Source organism: Thermomicrobiales bacterium (genome assembly GCA_023954495.1).
In the GTDB taxonomy this organism is placed as follows: Bacteria; Chloroflexota; Chloroflexia; order Thermomicrobiales; family CFX8; genus JAMLIA01.
The window spans coordinates 1-17,576 of record JAMLIA010000065.1 but is presented as its reverse complement, the minus strand read 5'-3'; the positions used below and the strand labels follow the sequence as shown (position 1 = coordinate 17,576).

The window sequence follows — 17,576 nt, the reverse complement described above, 5'->3', positions numbered from 1 at the left end:
AAACGCGGCCATCTGATCGCCCGCGCCGAACATGTACGACGCCGTCTGCTCGCGGACCAGCCCGAGCACGCGCGACAGGATGTTGCCGATCATCAGGATGACTGCCGCTAAGGCGATACCCTTGCCACCGTGGCCGGATTCCTCAGCGGTCGGTGCGGTGGTTGTCGGGATCGGCGGCTGGAGCGGTTCCGACGAGACGATCGGATACTGCATGGTGTCGCCGGCCTGGGCCCAGTTGCTCGGTGGATTCGGTGGTGGTGGCTGGGCCGGGCGACGCTGCGACGGGACCGTTGGGTACGGCATCGTGTCACCGGCGCGCGCTGGGCGACGACGACGCGGAGGTTGGTCGCTCATCGGAGCGACCGTCCCTCGCGAATGGCAGCCACGATTTCACTGGTCGAGCGCCCCGGCTCGAGCGGCAGAATCACCGTCTCGCCGCCCAATCGCGCGACGACACGCGCCTCGGGCAGATTGGCCCCGCCCGGCCCGTAGTCGCCGCCTTTGATGTACACATCCGGCTGTAGCAGCTCGACGCAGCGCTCGGCGGTCGGCTCGCTGAAGATCGTCACATAATCGACGCAGGTGAGTCCGGCCAGCAGCTCGGCACGATCCGTGGCCGGCAGGATTGGGCGTCCCGGCCCCTTCCTCGCCGTTGTGGTTGCATCGTCGTTGACACCGACGACCAGCACGTCTCCGAGCGCGCGGGCACCCTGCAAATAACGCAGGTGGCCGACATGGAGCAGATCGAAGTGGCCGTTGGTGAAGACGATGCGTTGCCCCTCGCGCCGGAGGTTCGCGCCGAGGTCGGCTAGCTGACGTTGCTCGATGATCGTGCCCACTGGCCTGTTCCGATCCCCACCTGTCGCGGACACTCCGCGCAGCGAGTCATCGTATCAAGTCCGGCGGGTTGAGTGTCAGGCTGAGACCTGTCAGCGCGTCCCCTCACAGCATGTCGCCAGACTCCACCCTCGTCCGCGTTCGCGTTGAGCGACGGCCGAACGACAGCGCGCCGGCGAGGAGCGCAGCGGCTATCAGTCCGACGACGACCAGCTGAACGGCACTGACCAGGTCTGGTATCGGTGCCAGATGGCTCGGCACCTCGCCGAGGCGCAGCGCCAGCACCAGTCCGACCAGCGCCACACCGAAGCTCGTCCCCAGCCCGCGCATCATGTTCAGCGCCCCTCCGGTCACACCGAGATGGGTGCGTGGCGCGGTTGCCATGATGCTGGCGTTATTGGCCGGGACGAACAGCCCGGAGCCGAGACCCAGCAGCACCAACCCGCCGACCAGCCAGCCGAGTGCGCCATCCGCCGCCCACCAGGCGAGCGTGAGCCCGACCGCCGCAATCACCATCCCGGCAACCGTCGGCAACTTCGGGCCGAGCTTGTCGGTTAGCAGTCCGCCGGCCAGCGCAACGACGGCAAGCGCAGCCGGGACGGTCGTGAGGATCAGGCCGGCGCGGTCGGGACTCTCGGCGAAGGCGCGTTCGAGCAGGATCGGCACGGCGAATAGCGCGCCGAACAGCACCGTGTAGGAGAGCAGGCCGGCGACCAGCCCGGCAGCCAGCCCCGGCGCACGCAGCAGCGCCGCGCCGAGCAGCGGATGATCAGAATGCTGCTCGCTCCAGATAAACCCGGCCAGCAGGAGGGCGGTGAGCGGCAGCAGCAGCGCGACGAGGTTGAGGAACGTCAGCGCCAGCAGCAGCGTGGTGATCGACGCTGGCAGCAGCAGCGCTCCGAGCCGGTTGAATCCCTCGATCCGGGCAGCATGGCTGCTGGTTGGCAGGATCATGACGCCCAGCGCCGCGCCGAGCAGGCCGACCGGCAGATTGACCAGGAAGATCCAGCGCCAGTCCACCCAGGCGATGAGGACGCCGCCGACGGTCGGCCCAATTGCCAGCCCGAGCGCCTGCGCGACGCCCTGTACGCCGATGGCGCGGCCCAGCTTCTCCCGCGGCGTGGCGCTGGTGATGATCGCGACACTGTTGGCCTGCAGCAGCGCCGCACCAACACCCTGGATCGCGCGGGCGACGATGAGTAATGACAGGCTCGGTGCAAGGCCGCAGAGCGCCGACGCGGCAGCGAAGACGACGAAGCCGATCGTGTAGAGCGACTTGCGCCCGAGGTGGTCGGCGACTCGTCCCAGCGGTACGACCAGCCCGGTGAGCACCAGCAGGTAGATGATCGCGACCCACTGGACGTGGCTGACGTGGCTATGAAAGGTGTCCTCGAGTGTCGGCAGGACGAGGCTGACGATGCTGGCATCGAGCTGGCCCATGAACGCACCGACACAGACCGTGGCGACGACAAGCCAGTGATAGGAAGGCCGCTCGGCGATGGAAGACAGCGGGCGCGGCTCGTGGAGCAGGTGTGAGAGCGGCAGCGACAGATGCGGTGTTGTCATCGGGCTGCATCCCCGGCGCGAACGAGCACGCGATCCAGCAACTGCTGCAGCTGTGCCTGCTCATCCGGCGAGAGGCCGCTGACCAGATTGGCGTACGCCTCGTGGCGATAGGCGCGCCAGGCATCGACGCGCGCTGCGCCAGCCTCGGTCAGCGCCACCTGCACGACGCGCTCATCCTGCGTCGTCCGCTGGCGTGTGATCAGCTCACGCGCTTCGAGCCGCTTGCAGGCCGCCGTCACCGTGTTCTGCGCGACGCCGAGCGCGGCGGCCAGGTCAGTCACGCGCATCGGTCCCTTGCGACGCAGTTGCCGCAGCAGCCAGAACTGCTGAACCGTGATATCGCCGTCCTGCGTCGGCGCAGCCACCGTGTGCAGCGCCCGCCAGAGACGAACGAGCGATTCGACGAGCTCCGTATCAGCCATGACTTCCCCAATCCCACACATATCGCAGGGCGAGTATATCTATGATGGATGTACTTGTCGAGAGAATGAGAGTGAGGCAGACGTTGTTCTGCGTGGGCGTTGGGACGGGCGGGCGCAGCGGGTGGTTGCCGTGCGGGCGGGCTTGGTATCTAAACGGGCGTATGCGATACGCCCCTACGCCGCCGTATCTATCGGGTGGGCTGCCGTACCGCAGAACGTGGCAATTTGTGCGTCATCCACGTAGGGGCGTATCGCATACGCCCGGCTAGCCTCCGACCTGTTGGCCGGGCACCCACCGCCGTAATGACACAGCATGGAAGGTTCCGTTCCTGGCCTGGGATCCGATGGGCAGCGAATCAGTCGCCGAGGGCGGCGGCGATTTCGGCGGGGGTGGCCTGGGCGTTGCCCCATTTGCGGACGACGACACCGGCGGCAGCCTGCGCCAAGTGCGCGGAATCCTCGGCGGTCCCTCCGGCCTGTAGCGCGGCGGTCATAACGGCGACGACGGTGTCTCCTGCGCCGGTCACGTCGAAGACTTCGGTGCGATTGGCGGCCGGGATCTCGGCGTAGCGTCCAGCCTCGGCGAGCGATGCGCCATCGCCACCGCGGGTGACGACCAGCGTCCGGCAGGCGAGCTGCTCCTGTAGCGCGGCGAGGTCTGCGGCGCGGGCGGCGCGGTCGCCGAGTGGGTGGCCCAACACCTGCTCCGCCTCGCCCTGATTGCACTTGACCAGATCGAATCCGGCGAACTTGGACAATTCGCCCTGCGAGTCGACCGTTGTCAGGATGCCGTCGCGCTCACGCTGGGCGGAGATGGCGGTGACGAGTGCCGGTGTCACGACGCCGGAGCGGTAGTCGGACACCAGGATCGCCTTGCCCGGTAGCGCCTCAATCGCCGCGACCAGCGCGGCTGCGGTCGTTGGCGCGGCAGCCTCGCGCTGCTGGCGGTCGATGCGGACGACCTGCTGCGGGAAGAGGAAGAAGCCCTCGGCGACGACGCGCGTCTTGACCGTCGTCGGACGCTGCCGGTCGACAACAACGCCGGTCGAATCCACACCGGCGTCGTCCAGCAGACGCCGGACGACCGCGCCCTCTGCATCGTCACCGACGATGCCGACGAATGCGACGGTGCAGCCGAGTTGGGCGAGTGCCAGCGCTGGAGCAGCACCCCCGCCGAGCCGATCCTCCTGGCGGTCTTCGGTCAGCACCATGACCGGGGCTTCGCGAGAGACGCTGCTGGGTTTGCCGAAGATGTAGCGATCGAGGTAGACATCGCCGACGACCACGACGTGGTGGCCGCCGATACGGCTCAAGAGCTCTCGCAGTCGCGATCGATCGATAGCCTCCGGCATGTTGCGCACGCTCCTACTTGAATCGCACCCAGTTGATGCCGAATGGAATCGCCATAAAGAGGAAGTCGGGAATCACCCGCAGCTGGAACGCCTCGCGCACACCCGGCGCATCCGGGTGGTTGAGCAGCAGGTCGAGAGTCAGGAACGGGCTGTCCCAGGCCATCACCATGCGCGAGAAGACGATGCCCAGCAGCACGCAGCCCATCGCGATGATCTGCAGCTCTCTCCCGCGCTTGTACTTCGTGATCCAGGCGATGCTCTCGGAGATGCCGAAGCCCAGCAGGAGCGCGCAGTAGAACTCCCAGCGCGGGAATTTGCCCCACAGCGCACCGACCGCAGCCGCGACCAGGAGCCCGATAACGACAGCCTTGACCAGCATCAGGGCCGAGGTCTGATAGGCGACGGGTCGTGGACCGCGTGCGCAATCCGGGCAGCGAAACCCGACCGGCGTCGAGACCATGCAGCGCGGGCAGATCGGCTTCCCGCAGCGCGAGCAGCGCAGACGGGTGATGACGTCAGGATGGTATGTACAGCGTTGTTCGAGGGGATCTGTCGTCACTGCGATCGTCGGCCTGCCTGTCGTCCGTTGCCTGTCCGACCCAGCGCCCCCCGCAGTCGTTCGCGGGCGACGAGTGCGACAAAGACGGGCAGCGCGAGCTGCCGCCGCCAGCGCCACGGCTGGCTGATCAGCCGATAGAGCCATTCCAGTCCGATACGGCGAACCCAGGATGGCGCGCGCCGGACATGGCCAGACAGAAAATCGAGTGTCCCGCCGATACCGGCCGCGACCAGTATGCCATGCTGAGCCAGCCGCTCCCGATGCCGCGCGATCCAGAGATCCTGTCGTGGATGCCCGAACGCGACGAGCAGAATCGTTGGCTGCGCTTCGACCAGCCTGCGCTCGATTTCAGCAAATCCGTCGTCGTCCGGCGAGCCGGAGTGTGTACCGACGACCACGACGTCGGGGAAGCGTTCGACCAGTCGCGCGGCCGCTTCGGCGGCGATGCCTGGCCCGGCACCGAGCAGGAAGACGCGCGCGGCAGGGTGCCGCAGTGTCGCGATGCCCTCGGTCAGTGCGACGCCGGTGACGCGCGGCCCGATCGTCTCGCCGAGCACGCGCGCTGCCAGCACGATGCCGATGCCGTCGGCAGTCGCCACGTCTGCCTCAGCGAGGACTGCCGCGAACGTCGGATTTTTGCGCGCCTCAACGATGAATTCCGGGTTCACCGTAACGATCTGACGCAGGCTGCCGGGCGCGCTGAGCCAGCCGTTGATCCGTGCGATCACCGCGTCCAGATCAACTGCATCGACTGCAACACCGAGAATGTCCGCCCGCGCCACGCACCCTCCGATCGTTCCCGTGATGGTATCGCGGGACGGGGCCAAGGTCTCGTATATCATGCAGATTGAACGGAGGCAGGGCATGGACATCGTTGCGCTGATTCTCTGGGGCATGCTGGCGGCGTCGCTGCTGCTGACCTGGGCCAGTCTGGCGCGGGGCTCGTGGCGGCAGATGGTGGCGGCGGCGGCCCTGTCGCTGCTGTTCAGCATCGCTGCCATGTTCAGTATTGGGCCGTTTACGTTCCTGCTCACCTGCCTGCAAGGTGGCGCGGCGCTGGCGATCTATCGCAATGCGCGCGTGCGTGAGCAGGTCGGGCTGTTGCTGGCCGGGTTGGCGGCGTGGCTGGTGATTATCGCCGTGCCGCTGGCCGTGATCCTTCTCTGAGTCGCACGGAAACGCTGTCGGACGCGGGAGGTGTCGGTGGTTGACGCGGGAGCGCGTGATCCTGCCTGGTTGCTGCCGGTCCTCCGGCGGCACGGGCTGATACCGGATGCGCCCGGCTGGCATGTCGCGCTCGCGCCGGGCGGCTCGACCGATCGCACGTTTCGGGTCAGCGGGCCGGACGGCGACCTCCCGCTCACCGTGCGGCTGGCGCGGCCCGGACTGCATCGCTGGCTGCGTCACGAGGCCGACGTGTTGCGCGAGCTGGCGGCGGTCGACGGTGCCTGCACGCCGCGCGAGATCGCACTCATCGCCGACCCGGAGCTGCCGGAAGGCGAGATGATCGTCCACGACCATTTGCGCGGCGAGCCTGCTGTGTTGCGCGACCTCACTTCAACTGCTCGTGAGCACCTCGGTGCCTGCCTGGAAGTCGTCCACCGGGCGGTGCGGCCTGGCTACATGGTCTGGCCGTCGCTGGATGTACGGCAGGGCAGTCGCGCAGACGCCTATCGCGCCCGCGTCGAGGTGCTGACGCGCTTTCGTGCGGCACGCGAGGGGCTGGCCGAGATCGACGAGCGCGTCGCGGCGCTGCGGGCTGCTGATCTCCCGGCTGCGGCCGGGTGGGATGAACCGCTCTTCTCGCTGCTGCACGGTGATCTGTCGTCCGGCAACATCATCTGGGACGGCGACAGGCCGACGTTGATCGACTGGGAGTTCGCTCGTGATGGCGACCCGGCCGAGGATCTGGCCTACCTCACCAGCGAGGCCCGACTTGAGCCGGAGCAGCTGGCGGACGTCGCCGAGGGCTACGTCGCCTCCGGTGGCGAGGCGTGGGCGTTCGCGCGTCTACCGGTCTGGCTGCCACTGGTGCGCCTCGACGCGGCGCTCTGGTGGGCCGACTACTGGCTCGGGCGCGGCATCGACCCACTGACGACCGCCGAGGTCCGCGCCAGACTTGGTGCGGGAGAGTGAGCCGAATACTCTACTGATGGCCGATGCGGTACCAGCGTGTGTGTGCGCTCACCGCGCCGCCACCTCCACACTGGCGAAGCCGCTGCGTTGGCTGTCGCGACCTGCGACGGTGAGGTGCCAGATGCCGGGTGTGGCGTCGGGCGGGAGGGTTGCGGTGAGGGTGGCGTGGCCGTTGGGGTCGGCGGCTGCGTCGGCTCCCGCGCCGATTGCCGGGCCGTTATCCGGCGGCGTCCACCAGGCGCTGATCGGCTCGTGTGGTAGCAGGCCGTCGGCGGTGACGGCCACGGCGTCGCCCGGCGCGGCGCTGGTTGGCGTGAGTGTGACGGTCGCTGCCGGGGCTGGCCAGCCGATGACGAAGCGCCCGATCGTCTCAGTACGCTCAGCCGCCGGCAGCGCCACGCCGGTAGCGGTGTCGGCGATCCAGACAGGCGGATGCGTCGTGCCGGCCAGCGCGGCGAACAGATCGGCGTTGCTGGTGATGAACCAGTTGTCCGGGTGATCGGAGAGGATGCGCAGTGCGTACCCGGCGTTGAAGCCTTCGCTGGGCTCGGGTGGCAACAGGACTGGGATCAGGTCGTGGTCTGCTGGAGCGTCGGCGAGTGCCGACCGCAGCAGGTCGCCCGTCGCGCGCGTATCGGCGTCGGGATACCACGTCGGCGGCGAGAGCGTCGTGCGTCCGACAATCAGTCCGGCGATGACAACCAGCCCGACTCCGGCCAGCCGCGGCCAGGGCAGCGGCAGAGTCGCGATGATCGCGGCGAGGACGGGGAACAGCAGGATCACGTTCGAGATCAGGTAGCGCTCTGCACCGGGACCGAGATTGGAGAATCCGGCGCTGACGATCACCAGCGCCGCCGCCTGCCCGAGGATGAGGGCCGGGAGTGGCCACCAGCGAACCCGCCGGATGAGCGCATAGCCAGCCGCCAGCAGGCAGAGTCCGATCAGCAGTGGCGCGAGCCGGAACGTCTCCTCGGGGTAGATCGACAGCCGACGCAGCAACCCGGCGGTGGCGTTGCCGGCGTCGAGCGCCTCCTTGATCTCGGCGGTCTCGCGGGCGAAGGCGAGCGGGTCGCCGGTGCGATTCCACCAGGCGACGATCCAGACGAACGGGAACGTCAGCGGCGCGACCGCCAGAGCGACGCTGCGCAGCGTCAGCCGCTGCTGTTGCCAGATGACGACCAGGACAACACCGGCGAATGTCCCGGCGTAAAACCAGCCCTCGTAGCGCACCATCGTCGCCAGCAGCAGGCCGATGGCGGCGACGAGCAGCCAGCGGTCGCGGTTGGTCGTGAGCCAGCGTGTCAGGCCGAGCGCGCCGAACGACAGCGTGGCGTGGAAAAGAGGCTCGGCCATGCCGGAGACGCCCATCCAGACGACCCAGGGGAAGAGCGCCGCCAGCCCGGCTGCGATCGCGCCGGCCAGTCGCCCGCCGATCGTGCGACCGATCAGGTAGAGATTGATGAGAAGGACGATGGTGAGCAGCGCATCGACGACGCGTGGTGTGGTGCGGAGCGAGTCGTGGATCGCCAGTGACGCGCCGAACAGCCAGGTTTGCAGCGGCAGCCAGACATCCAGCTCCCAGCGTGGTGCTGCCAGCCACTCGTGGCCGCGGATAATCCGCGCATAGCCGTCGGCGTTGTACTCCAGAAATCCGCGACGCAGGATGATGGCGGTCAGGACGAGCCAGACAGCGCCGGAAGCTGCCAGCGCCAGCCAGCCCGGGAACTGATCGAGCGCATGCAAAGCGCGTTGCGCCGCCTGTCGAGCGCCCCTTTGCGGTGATGAGGAAATCTCAGTTGTGGCCGCGTCAGGAGGCGTCATGGGCGAGAGTATACCGACCGTTGAAGCATGGGCGTCTTGACTCCGTGGCATGAAGATGGCTCTAATTGATGGTAGCGATCGTCTGTTTCCGTACTGCCTGGATCTTGCCGGGTCTGGATCGATCGTGTAGCGTGAAGCACGCATCCGTGAACCGTTCGATATGGGGTTCGGGCGGTACCGATAGGTGAACAGCCGACGATCGGTCGTCAGGATGGGGGTTCAAGTATGGGTGAACGTCACCACTGGACGCGCAGGGTTAGTCGTGCGCGTCTTATTTCAGCAGCCGCGATCGTTGCCGCGTTGGCACTGATCGCGGGCAATCTGTTTAGCGCTGCTGCAGTTGCACCGGCAAATGCGGCGTTCGAGCGCACCTGGGCACGCACGGATCAGCCAGTTGTCGATGGGCAGGCCCACCGCACCTGGATGTGGGGCCCGGCTGCCAATACCAGTGCTATGGAAGAGGACTACGCGGAGTCGCCGGGTGGCAAGCGCACGGTCCAGTACTTCGACAAGGCGCGGATGGAGATCAACAATCCGTCTGGCGACGAATCTTCGCTCTGGTACGTGACCAATGGCCTGCTGGTCAGCGAGATGATCACCGGCCAGATGCAGACCGGCGATGCGCAGCACGAAGCGCGCACCCCGGCGGATGACATCAATGTCGCCGGCGACCCGGACGACGCCGACAGCCCGACCTATGGCTCGTTCGGCAGCCTGCTCGACGCCACGCCGGCCGAGACGGGCGCCGCAATCACGCAGCGTCTGGCGCGCGATGGCTCGGTCACAAACGACGATGCACTGGCCGACTACGGTGTCACTGCCGCCCACCGGGTGACCGTGACCGACATCGACCACACGGTCGCGTCTGTCTTCTGGGATTTCATGAACTCGACCGGCACCGTCTATGAGGACGGCCAGTACGTTGAGGCGAACCTGTTCGTCAATCCGTTCTATGCCACTGGCTATCCGATCAGCGAGGCCTACTGGGCCAACGTCAAGGTGGCCGGCACCGAGCAGGATGTCCTGACACAGTGCTTCGAGCGTCGCTGCCTGACCTACACGCCGGGCAATCTGGATGGCTGGAAGGTCGAGGCCGGTAACGTCGGCCAGCACTACTTCCGCTGGCGCTACGACTCGGCTGTCACTCCGACACCACCGACGCCGACACCGCCGCCGACAGAGCCGGGCATCACTGAAGCGGTCTATTCGGCCAACCTGATCGGCGCGAACGAGATCCCGGCTGTCGAGTCGGATGCGACCGCCGACGCGTACTTCTACGTGCGCCCGGACGGCACCGGCATCGACTACACAATCACCGTCAACGGCCTTGAGAACGCCATGGCCGCTCACATCCATGAAGGTGCGGCGAACGAAAACGGCGACGTCATCGTGACCCTGTTCGGCAGCGACGATCCGGTGACAACCAACGGCGTCCTGGCGAGTGGCACGATCACCGCAGACGACCTCGCCGAAGGCTGGACGATTGAGTCGCTGTCCAACGGCATGGCCGACGGCAGCCTCTATGTGAACATCCACACCAGCGAACACGAGTCCGGCGAGATTCGTGGCCAGCTGGGCGCACTGGGCGACACGTCGTTCAGCACGATCCTGCTGGGCCAGAATGAGATCCCGCCGACCGGATCGACGGCAGTCGGCGCGGCAGCGCTGACCTATAACGCCGCCGACGCGACGATCTCGTTCGACGTCTACGTGCTCAATCTGTCGAATGTCACAATGGCGCACATCCACATCGGCGATAGTGCGACCAACGGCCCGGTTGCGGCGCTGCTGTTCCATGCTGATCCGGCAGTGGCCGGTCCGGTGAACGGCACGCTGAACGCCGGTACAGTGACAGCCGGCGATCTCAACGACGTGTCGATGCCGAAGCTCGTCTACCTGATGCTGACGAATGGCACCTACGTGAATGTCCACACGACCGACAACCCGTCGGGCGAGATCCGTGGGCAGGTCGCGGTTGGTGGCCAGAGCCAGCTCGGCGCTGCCAGCTACCTGGCGGAACTGAGCAACACGGTTGAGACGGACTTCACCTCGATCTACATGCCAATCGAGACGGACGGCTCCGGCCTGGCGCTCTTCTGGCTGAACGAGGACGGCACGGCGCTGAACTACTACGTGATCGTGAGCAACCTCGATCGCATCCTCAGCGCGAACCTCGTGATCGACAACGACGCCACTGACGGCGAAGCTGTCGCGACGCTGTTCGACTCGACTGCGAACGCCACCGGCGCGATTAACGGCGTGCTGGCCAGCGGCAGCATCACCGACGACGACCTGTATGGGCCGCTCGGTGCTGCGGGTGTCGCCGGCCTGATGGCTGACATCGACGCCGGGACGATCTTCACCTCTGTGCAGACGGTGCAGAACCCCGCCGCCGATATCTGGGGACTGGTTGAGCCAATCTCCTGACGCGCAAACACGCTGAACCAACCGACCGGACCATCCGTGGTCCGGTCGGTGTTTTTGCTGTCCCAGCAACGAAACTTCCGGCTGGCACGCAACCTGCAGGCATCTGGCGGGGCCATTGCGCGGAGAGTGAGAACACATCACAGACTCATCACGAAAGAGTGCAAATAGCGTATTTCGGTGTCCTCATGCCCTCCCACGCGATAGGGTTGCCCCCCGTCCGGCTGACAGTGGCAGCCGGGCTGTTTATCAGACGGACGATGGCGTCTGTCGGTGTGCCTGCTGATGTCGCCCTCGACGACGCGAGGTGGCACAGGAGGCGATGGAGAGGATGGTCAGATGCCGCAACGCATCCTGACAGCTCTGGCCCTTATCGCCAGTCTGGCGATGGTGGCTCTTGCGGGCGCGCAACCAACTCGCGCCTATCACGAGGGTGATGGTACACAGCACCCATTCGCAGACCCCGCGTTCGAGGCGACCTGGAATCGCACCGACGCAACCGTGACGCCGAATGGTGATGCAACCTGGCTGTGGGGTCCGTCACCGTACACCGAGGGAATGCAGGAAGAGTACGCCGAAGCACCGGGCGGCCAGCGGCTGGTCCAGTACTTCGACAAGAGCCGTATGGAGATCAACAATCCGGACGGCGATACTGAGTCAGTCTGGTTCGTGACCAACGGCCTGCTCGTTGTCGAGATGGTCGAGGGCTGGTATCAGACCGGCGATGCCACATTCGACGAGACGCCGGACCCAGCTGCGATCAACATCGCCGGCGACCCAGCCGGTGACGAGGGCTTCGGTCCGACCTACGCCGACATCGCCGAGTTCGGCCTGCGTGCTGAGCCGGCTGCCGAAGTCGGTGACGCGCTGATCAACCGCATCGACTCCGAGGGCAACATCACTGCCGACGAAGATCTCGCCGCGCATGATGTCTCGGCTGTCGAGCGCGTTGATGTGACCAGCATCGACCACACCGTCGCCTCCGTCTTCTGGAACCGCATGGTTCAGATCGGCGCGGACTACGACGATAACGCCTTCTACGTGACCGGCCTGCCGATCACCGAGGCCTACTGGTCGGAAGTGTCTGTTGGTGGCACGCAGCAGGACGTGCTGTGGCAGTGCTTCGAGCGTCGCTGCCTGACCTACACGCCGGGTAACGCGGCGCAGTGGCAGGTCGAGATGGGTAACGTCGGCCAGCACTACTACGCATGGCGCTATGGCGACGACAGCGGCGAAGAGCCGACCCCGCCGACCGAGCCGCAGACGGTCCACGCCGACCTCGGCGCGCTCAACGACTCCGGCGTGACCGGCACGGCCGATCTGACGCTGGACGGCAACACGCTGACCGTGTCGATCGTCGCTGACGGCCTGACCGCCAACGATATCCACGCGATGCACCTGCACGGATTCAACGACGGAACCGCCGCAGCCTGCCCGACCGATGAGGCCGACACCAACGAGGACGGCATCATCAGCATGGACGAGGCAGTGGTAGTGACGGGCGGAGCGGTCTTCCCGTTCACCCCGTTCCCGTCGGCTGACGACGATGGCACAGCCACGTTGACTGAGACCTACACCCTGACCGACGACCAGGTTGCGCAGCTCACTGACCTGAGCAGCATGGCCGTCATGGTCCACGGCGGCATGGTTGACGATGACTTCGTCGACGATCTGCCGATCGCCTGTGGCGATCTTGATGTCGCTTCAGAAGAGCCGGGTCCCGATCCGGAGCCCGAGCCGGAGCCGACCGTTGCCTACGCGTCCGTCCTGGATGCCGTGAACGGCTCCGAGGTTTCGGCGACAGCCGAGCTGTCGATCGACGGCAACTCGCTGACCGTGACCATCGAGGCCGAGGGCCTGACCCCGAACCTCGCTCACGCTATGCACATCTACGGCATGGATGATGGTGCTGCCTCGTGCCCGGTCGATCTGGACGAGGACGGCTTCATCGATGTTGAAGAGGGCACAGCAGCCTACGGTGAGTCCATCGTCGCGCTGACGACTGATGAGACCGATACGAGCTTCCCCGCGGCTGGTGAGGACGGCACACTGTCCTACAGTGCTACGTTCGACCTGACCGACGCGCAGCTCGACCAGCTTGCCGACCCGACCCAGACGGTCGTCGTCATCCACGGACTGATGATCGACCTGGACGGTGATGGCGAGCTTCCGTCGTCGTACGCAGCAGCCATCCCGGCTGCCTGTGGCGCAGTCGAAGCAGTCTACACCGGCGAGCCGGGCGTCTAACCGACGTCCGCCGAACCCCACCGGCCCCAGGCATCCCGCCTGGGAACCGCTCCGATGGTGAGACAGCCGCCGTCTATCCGTAGGTAGGGACAGCGCTCGCGCTGTCATCGCTGTGGGCGACCCTTCTCCGCGCCGATCGTGCACCCGTTCGCACAGCGAAGGCGCTCAAACATTTCGTACCCGGACAGGACCCGGCCTGTCCTCGCCGTGAGGCGACGCTCCCACGCAGATCCGCACCGCAAATCAGGTGCAACTCTGCATTGACATACCGAACTGCATCGGTCGGACTCCCGCGCATTACCCACGCGCGTTGTAACATCGCATACGCCCGTATGGCACCGCGAACCGTTCGATCGAAAGTCACGACGTGCGGGTGCCCATGTTGAACGGTCGTGCTTCTGGCCGGGCCGCGATACGCCCCTACATCTCCGATGCTACGGGGTTGGCGCGGTGTCGGCGACCTGAAGCCTGACGATGATCGACGTAGGACGGTCGCCTCACGGCGAGGACAGGCCAGGTCCTGTCCGTACGGAAGATTGCGTGCTTGTCCCTCTTCCGCGGTATTGCGCGATGGCATGGGAGGATGGGCGGCTTCTCAGACACACTGCCGCCCTAGATCGAGCAGGCGGTGCCGGACATCTGGGCGATCTCGGTGAAGTGGGAAGGCGCGCGAATAAACGCAGTGACCAGCGCCTGAATGCTGTCCGTCAGACGGACGATCGTTCGGCCGACATCGAAGTCGATATCGCCGAAGATCTGCGCGCCATCGGCGATCAGGAACTCCAGCGGTTCGTCCGCTTCGGCCAGCGAGATGAGCTGCTCGGGATAGACCCACATGAAGAGCGGGTGCTCCTCGCGAGCAACGATCTGCGCGTCGTGCTCCAGCGTGGCGGCATAGACGGCGATCGGCGCGACCGACTGGTACTCGCTCGACCACGGCTCGAACGGCGTCGTGCCGAAGCGGCGGAAGACGATGGCGGCCGGCCCCGGTTCGCCGGTGATGACAACCGTGTCGATGTCGTCCGGCGCGTTGACGATCAGGGTGTAGTCCTGCTCGATCAGCTGGATCTCGCTGCCAGTCTCCTCGACCGACTCGCGCAGTGCCGCAGCGGAGAACGTCTCGCTCCCTTCGGCCCAGCCGCCAACGCCGGTCAGGCGCAGCAGAACGCGTTGATCGCTGTAGATTGGAGGTCGAGCGGCGAGCAGAAACCTCCCGCGCTCAACGAGCAGCAGACTTGCCGCTCGGGCCGTACCGGGCGTCACTAATTCCGAAAGCCTTGTCATGCGTTGAATCTGTTTCACGTCGCTCTCGCCCGCGATTGTGTCGCTGGCGACCCCCTGGTTGGATCATCGCATCAGTTGCAGGAACTGTCTACCTTCAATTGTACGGGTCGCGTCCAGTCAATCGCTGCAGACGCGTAGTTATCCGGCGTAATGCATGCGCATCTGCGCGGTCATCATCGCGTTCGGATGCTGATGCAGCCATCCCACACACCACGGCTCTGCAGGCGAGCGCGTCGCCAAGTGCCCGGTGCCCACCGGCGGACAGCCCGAATGCCTCAGCCGCCGCGTCCAGCTTGTGCCAGCGATACCCGCCGTAGCGCTCATGCCAGACCCCTGCAAACTGGGAGTACTGCTTCATCGCGCACTGCCAATCGTCGTTCGACATGTGCAGCCTGAAGCGCTGATTCATCTGCTGGACGAGTCGGCGATCGAAGTCAGCGTTGTAGACAATCACCGTCCGCCCTGCAATGAGGGGCGTCAGTTGTGCGTACACCTGCGGCCACTTCGGGGCGGCCACGACCATGCGGTTGGTGATCCCGTGAATGCGGGTGGCGTCGTTGGGGATCGGGTTATCCGGGCAGACCAGCGTGTCGAGCAGCGGCTGCCCGGCCATGTCGGTCACCGCGATCTCGATGATCTCGGCTCTGCCGTCGAGGCCGGTTGTCTCCGTATCGAGGAAGACAACATCGTTGCGGGCTGCAATGGCAGTGGCCCACGCGGTTGCGGCGGCACGGGCGTTGCGCCGGTGCTCGTCACCCGATTGGGTATGCGGTGGCGTGACGCGCAAGAGCATCACCGTGTTCCACTAGTGAGGGCGAGTACGATATACCGCAGTTGCCGGTCGTTGCCCTCTGGCTGATGTAGCGATCATAGACACTGCCTGGCAGGCTCGTCAACGACGCGCGTCGTGCGCGTTGATAGGGATGATGTGTGAACGAACGCAATGTTCCGGGAGCTTTCTCCCGAATCTCGCGGCGATTGCTGCTGCTGACCGTCGCCGTGCTGGTGATCGGCATGCTGGCAGCGGTCTTTCCGCCACTGGCGCAGGATGCCGCCGCACGGTCGGTGCGCTGGAGCCAGTACAACACGACGCTCGATGTCCACGCCGATGGTTCAGTGTCAGTAACTGAGGATCAGGTGATCTCGTTCGACGGCGGACCGTTCACCAAGGGCTACGCGACGATCCCGCTGGCTCGCATCGGTGACATCAGCAACATCCAGGTGCTGGAGAATGGCGTCCCGCTCACCCGAGGCAATGGCTCGCCCGGCACATTCAGCGCCACAGTGAGTGGCGGCGAGGTGAACATCGACTGGTGGTTCACCCCGGCCACCAACGAGGATCGCCAGTTCACCATTTCCTACGATGTCACCGGCGTCATCCGCGTCTACGAGGATCGCCAGCAGCTCTGGTGGCGCGTCATCGATGCTGATTTTGCCGCTGATGTCGACGCTGCGACGATTACGGTGAACCTGCCCGAGCCTGTCAGCGAGGATCAGATCTCCGCCGCCTGGTACGCGTCGGACGGATCGAGCTTCCCAGTCACAGTCGAGATGACCAGTCCGACGCAGGTTGTCTGGCGCGCCACTGACATCAAGCAGGGCGAGGCGCTGGAGGAGCGGCTCGAGTTCCCGCCGATCACCTCAGCGACCGTGCCCGCCTGGCAGGCAGCGGCCGATGCCCAGAAGGCACGCGAGGAGCAGCTTGCGCCGTACAAGGCGCTGGCGAATGTGCTGATGCTGGCGGCGGGTCTGCTGCTGCTCGTCGGCGGGTCTGTCGGCGTGATCCTGCTCTGGTACTCGCGCGGACGCGACGTGCCGGTTGTTGCACCGATCGACCTGCTGAGGACACCGCCGGACGACCTCCCGGCTGCGGCAGTTGGCACGCTGATTGACGAGCGTGCCGACGATCACGATGTCATCGCAGCGATCATCTCGCTGGCCAACCGGGGCGTCATCCGTATTGAGGAGAAGGAGCCGGACGGCATACTTGGTGGTCTCGGATTCGGCAGTCGCGATTTCATCTTCCACCGCCTCGATACCGATGCCTCGCTCCGGCCGTTCGAGCGGGAGCTGCTCACTGCGATCTTCACCGGCTCGCAGAAAGAGGCCAGGCTCTCGACGATGAAGGTGCGGTTTGCCGAGCGGCAGGCCAAGGTCAAGGAAGATCTGTACGAAGAGATGGTCAAGCGCGGGTACTTCGACAAGAACCCGCAAGCGACCCGGCGGCTCTATCGCGGCCTCGGCCTAGGCCTGCTGATTGCCTCGGTCGTCGGTGGCTTCTTCCTGATGGCGCTCATCGGCTCGTTTGCGCCGCTCACCATCGTGCCGATCATCGCCGGCGTGATTGTCGGCATCATCCTCCTGATCGTCGGCGGCTCGATGCCGCGCAAGACGCAGAAGGGTGCCGAGGCCGCCGCCAGCTGGGAAGCGTTCCGTCGCTACCTCGCCGACATCGAGCGCTATGACAGCGTCGCGGACGCGAAGAAGGTCTTCGACTCGTACCTGCCGTACGCCATTGCGTTCGGTCTGGAGCGCTCGTGGGTGAGTAAGTTCGCCAGCGTCGGCACACCAGCGCCGGGCTGGTACGGCGGGCCGCTCGACGACTGGGCGGGACACCCGAGCCGTCCGCCGCGCGGTCGCCGTGGTGGCAGCGTCATCATCCTCCCCGGTGGCGGCAGCCGCCCCAGCGGCGACGGTGGTGGCGGCGGCGGTCTGCCGGACCTGCAGGACATGAGCGATGCCGGTGGTCGCTCGCTCCAGAGCATGAGCGATGGCCTGTTCTCGCTGTTCAGTGAAGCCTCGAAAGCCTTCACCGCCTACTCCAGCAAGGGCGGCGGCGGTGGCCGGAGCGGCGGCTTCGGCGGTGGCTTCTCCGGCGGCGGCGGCTCCTTCGGCGGCGGCGGTGGCGGCGGGGGGCGCGGGTTTAGC

General features: G+C 66.0%; 15 protein-coding genes. 5 read left to right on the top strand and 10 right to left on the bottom strand.

Features of this window, described 5'->3' with window-relative positions; genetic code table 11:
• The 7 genes from M9890_11865 to M9890_11835 form a co-directional block, all read right to left on the bottom strand.
• Nucleotides 1-354 (bottom strand): hypothetical protein (locus tag M9890_11865; protein MCO5177647.1); only part of this gene is annotated, 354 nt, incomplete at its 3' end.
• Nucleotides 351-839, bottom strand: a complete 489-nt coding sequence (locus M9890_11860; GenBank protein MCO5177646.1) for an adenylyltransferase/cytidyltransferase family protein — start codon at nt 837-839, stop codon at nt 351-353. The genes M9890_11865 and M9890_11860, both read right to left, overlap by 4 nt.
• Nucleotides 840-942: 103 nt before the next feature.
• The gene (locus tag M9890_11855) at nt 943-2,403 is read right to left on the bottom strand and encodes an MFS transporter (protein ID MCO5177645.1); all 1,461 of its coding nucleotides are present in this window, start codon (nt 2,401-2,403) and stop codon (nt 943-945) included.
• Nucleotides 2,400-2,825 (bottom strand): MarR family transcriptional regulator, encoded by a 426-nt coding sequence (locus M9890_11850; protein MCO5177644.1) that lies wholly within the window; start codon nt 2,823-2,825, stop codon nt 2,400-2,402. Before M9890_11850 ends, M9890_11855 begins: the two co-directional genes overlap by 4 nt.
• 356 nt (nt 2,826-3,181) lie before the next feature.
• On the bottom strand, nt 3,182-4,177 hold the full coding sequence (locus M9890_11845) for a PfkB family carbohydrate kinase (GenBank protein ID MCO5177643.1): 996 nt from the start codon (nt 4,175-4,177) through the stop codon (nt 3,182-3,184).
• Nucleotides 4,178-4,190: 13 nt separating this feature from the next.
• Nucleotides 4,191-4,736: a hypothetical protein gene (locus M9890_11840; protein ID MCO5177642.1), complete on the bottom strand. Its 546-nt coding sequence runs from the start codon at nt 4,734-4,736 to the stop codon at nt 4,191-4,193.
• A complete protein-coding gene (locus M9890_11835; protein MCO5177641.1) occupies nt 4,733-5,518 on the bottom strand; it encodes a WecB/TagA/CpsF family glycosyltransferase in 786 nt (261 codons plus the stop codon). Before M9890_11835 ends, M9890_11840 begins: the two co-directional genes overlap by 4 nt.
• A gap of 58 nt (nt 5,519-5,576) precedes the next feature.
• Here M9890_11835 and M9890_11830 point away from each other — a divergent pair, with 58 nt between their 5' ends.
• Nucleotides 5,577-5,903: a hypothetical protein gene (locus tag M9890_11830; protein MCO5177640.1), complete on the top strand. Its 327-nt coding sequence runs from the start codon at nt 5,577-5,579 to the stop codon at nt 5,901-5,903.
• A 36-nt stretch (nt 5,904-5,939) separates the two neighbouring features.
• The gene (locus M9890_11825; GenBank protein MCO5177639.1) at nt 5,940-6,872 is read left to right on the top strand and encodes an aminoglycoside phosphotransferase family protein; all 933 of its coding nucleotides are present in this window, start codon (nt 5,940-5,942) and stop codon (nt 6,870-6,872) included.
• Nucleotides 6,873-6,920: 48 nt separating this feature from the next.
• Here M9890_11825 and M9890_11820 read toward each other — a convergent pair whose 3' ends face one another.
• A complete protein-coding gene (locus M9890_11820; GenBank protein ID MCO5177638.1) occupies nt 6,921-8,615 on the bottom strand; it encodes a glycosyltransferase family 39 protein in 1,695 nt (564 codons plus the stop codon).
• 303 nt (nt 8,616-8,918) lie between these two features.
• Between M9890_11820 and M9890_11815 the strand changes: the two genes are divergently transcribed.
• A complete protein-coding gene (locus tag M9890_11815; GenBank protein MCO5177637.1) occupies nt 8,919-11,120 on the top strand; it encodes a CHRD domain-containing protein in 2,202 nt (733 codons plus the stop codon).
• Nucleotides 11,121-11,456: 336 nt separating this feature from the next.
• Complete coding sequence (locus M9890_11810; GenBank protein ID MCO5177636.1) at nt 11,457-13,364, top strand: superoxide dismutase family protein; 1,908 nt, start codon at nt 11,457-11,459, stop codon at nt 13,362-13,364.
• Nucleotides 13,365-13,976: 612 nt separating this feature from the next.
• On the opposite strand, the gene M9890_11805 is transcribed toward M9890_11810, so the two are convergent.
• Nucleotides 13,977-14,648, bottom strand: coding sequence for an NUDIX domain-containing protein (locus M9890_11805; protein MCO5177635.1), 672 nt, complete (start codon nt 14,646-14,648; stop codon nt 13,977-13,979).
• 94 nt (nt 14,649-14,742) lie between these two features.
• Nucleotides 14,743-15,441: a 3'-5' exonuclease gene (locus M9890_11800; protein MCO5177634.1), complete on the bottom strand. Its 699-nt coding sequence runs from the start codon at nt 15,439-15,441 to the stop codon at nt 14,743-14,745.
• A 137-nt stretch (nt 15,442-15,578) separates the two neighbouring features.
• Between M9890_11800 and M9890_11795 the strand changes: the two genes are divergently transcribed.
• A partial coding sequence (locus tag M9890_11795; protein MCO5177633.1) for a DUF2207 domain-containing protein occupies nt 15,579-17,576 on the top strand: 1,998 nt, incomplete at its 3' end.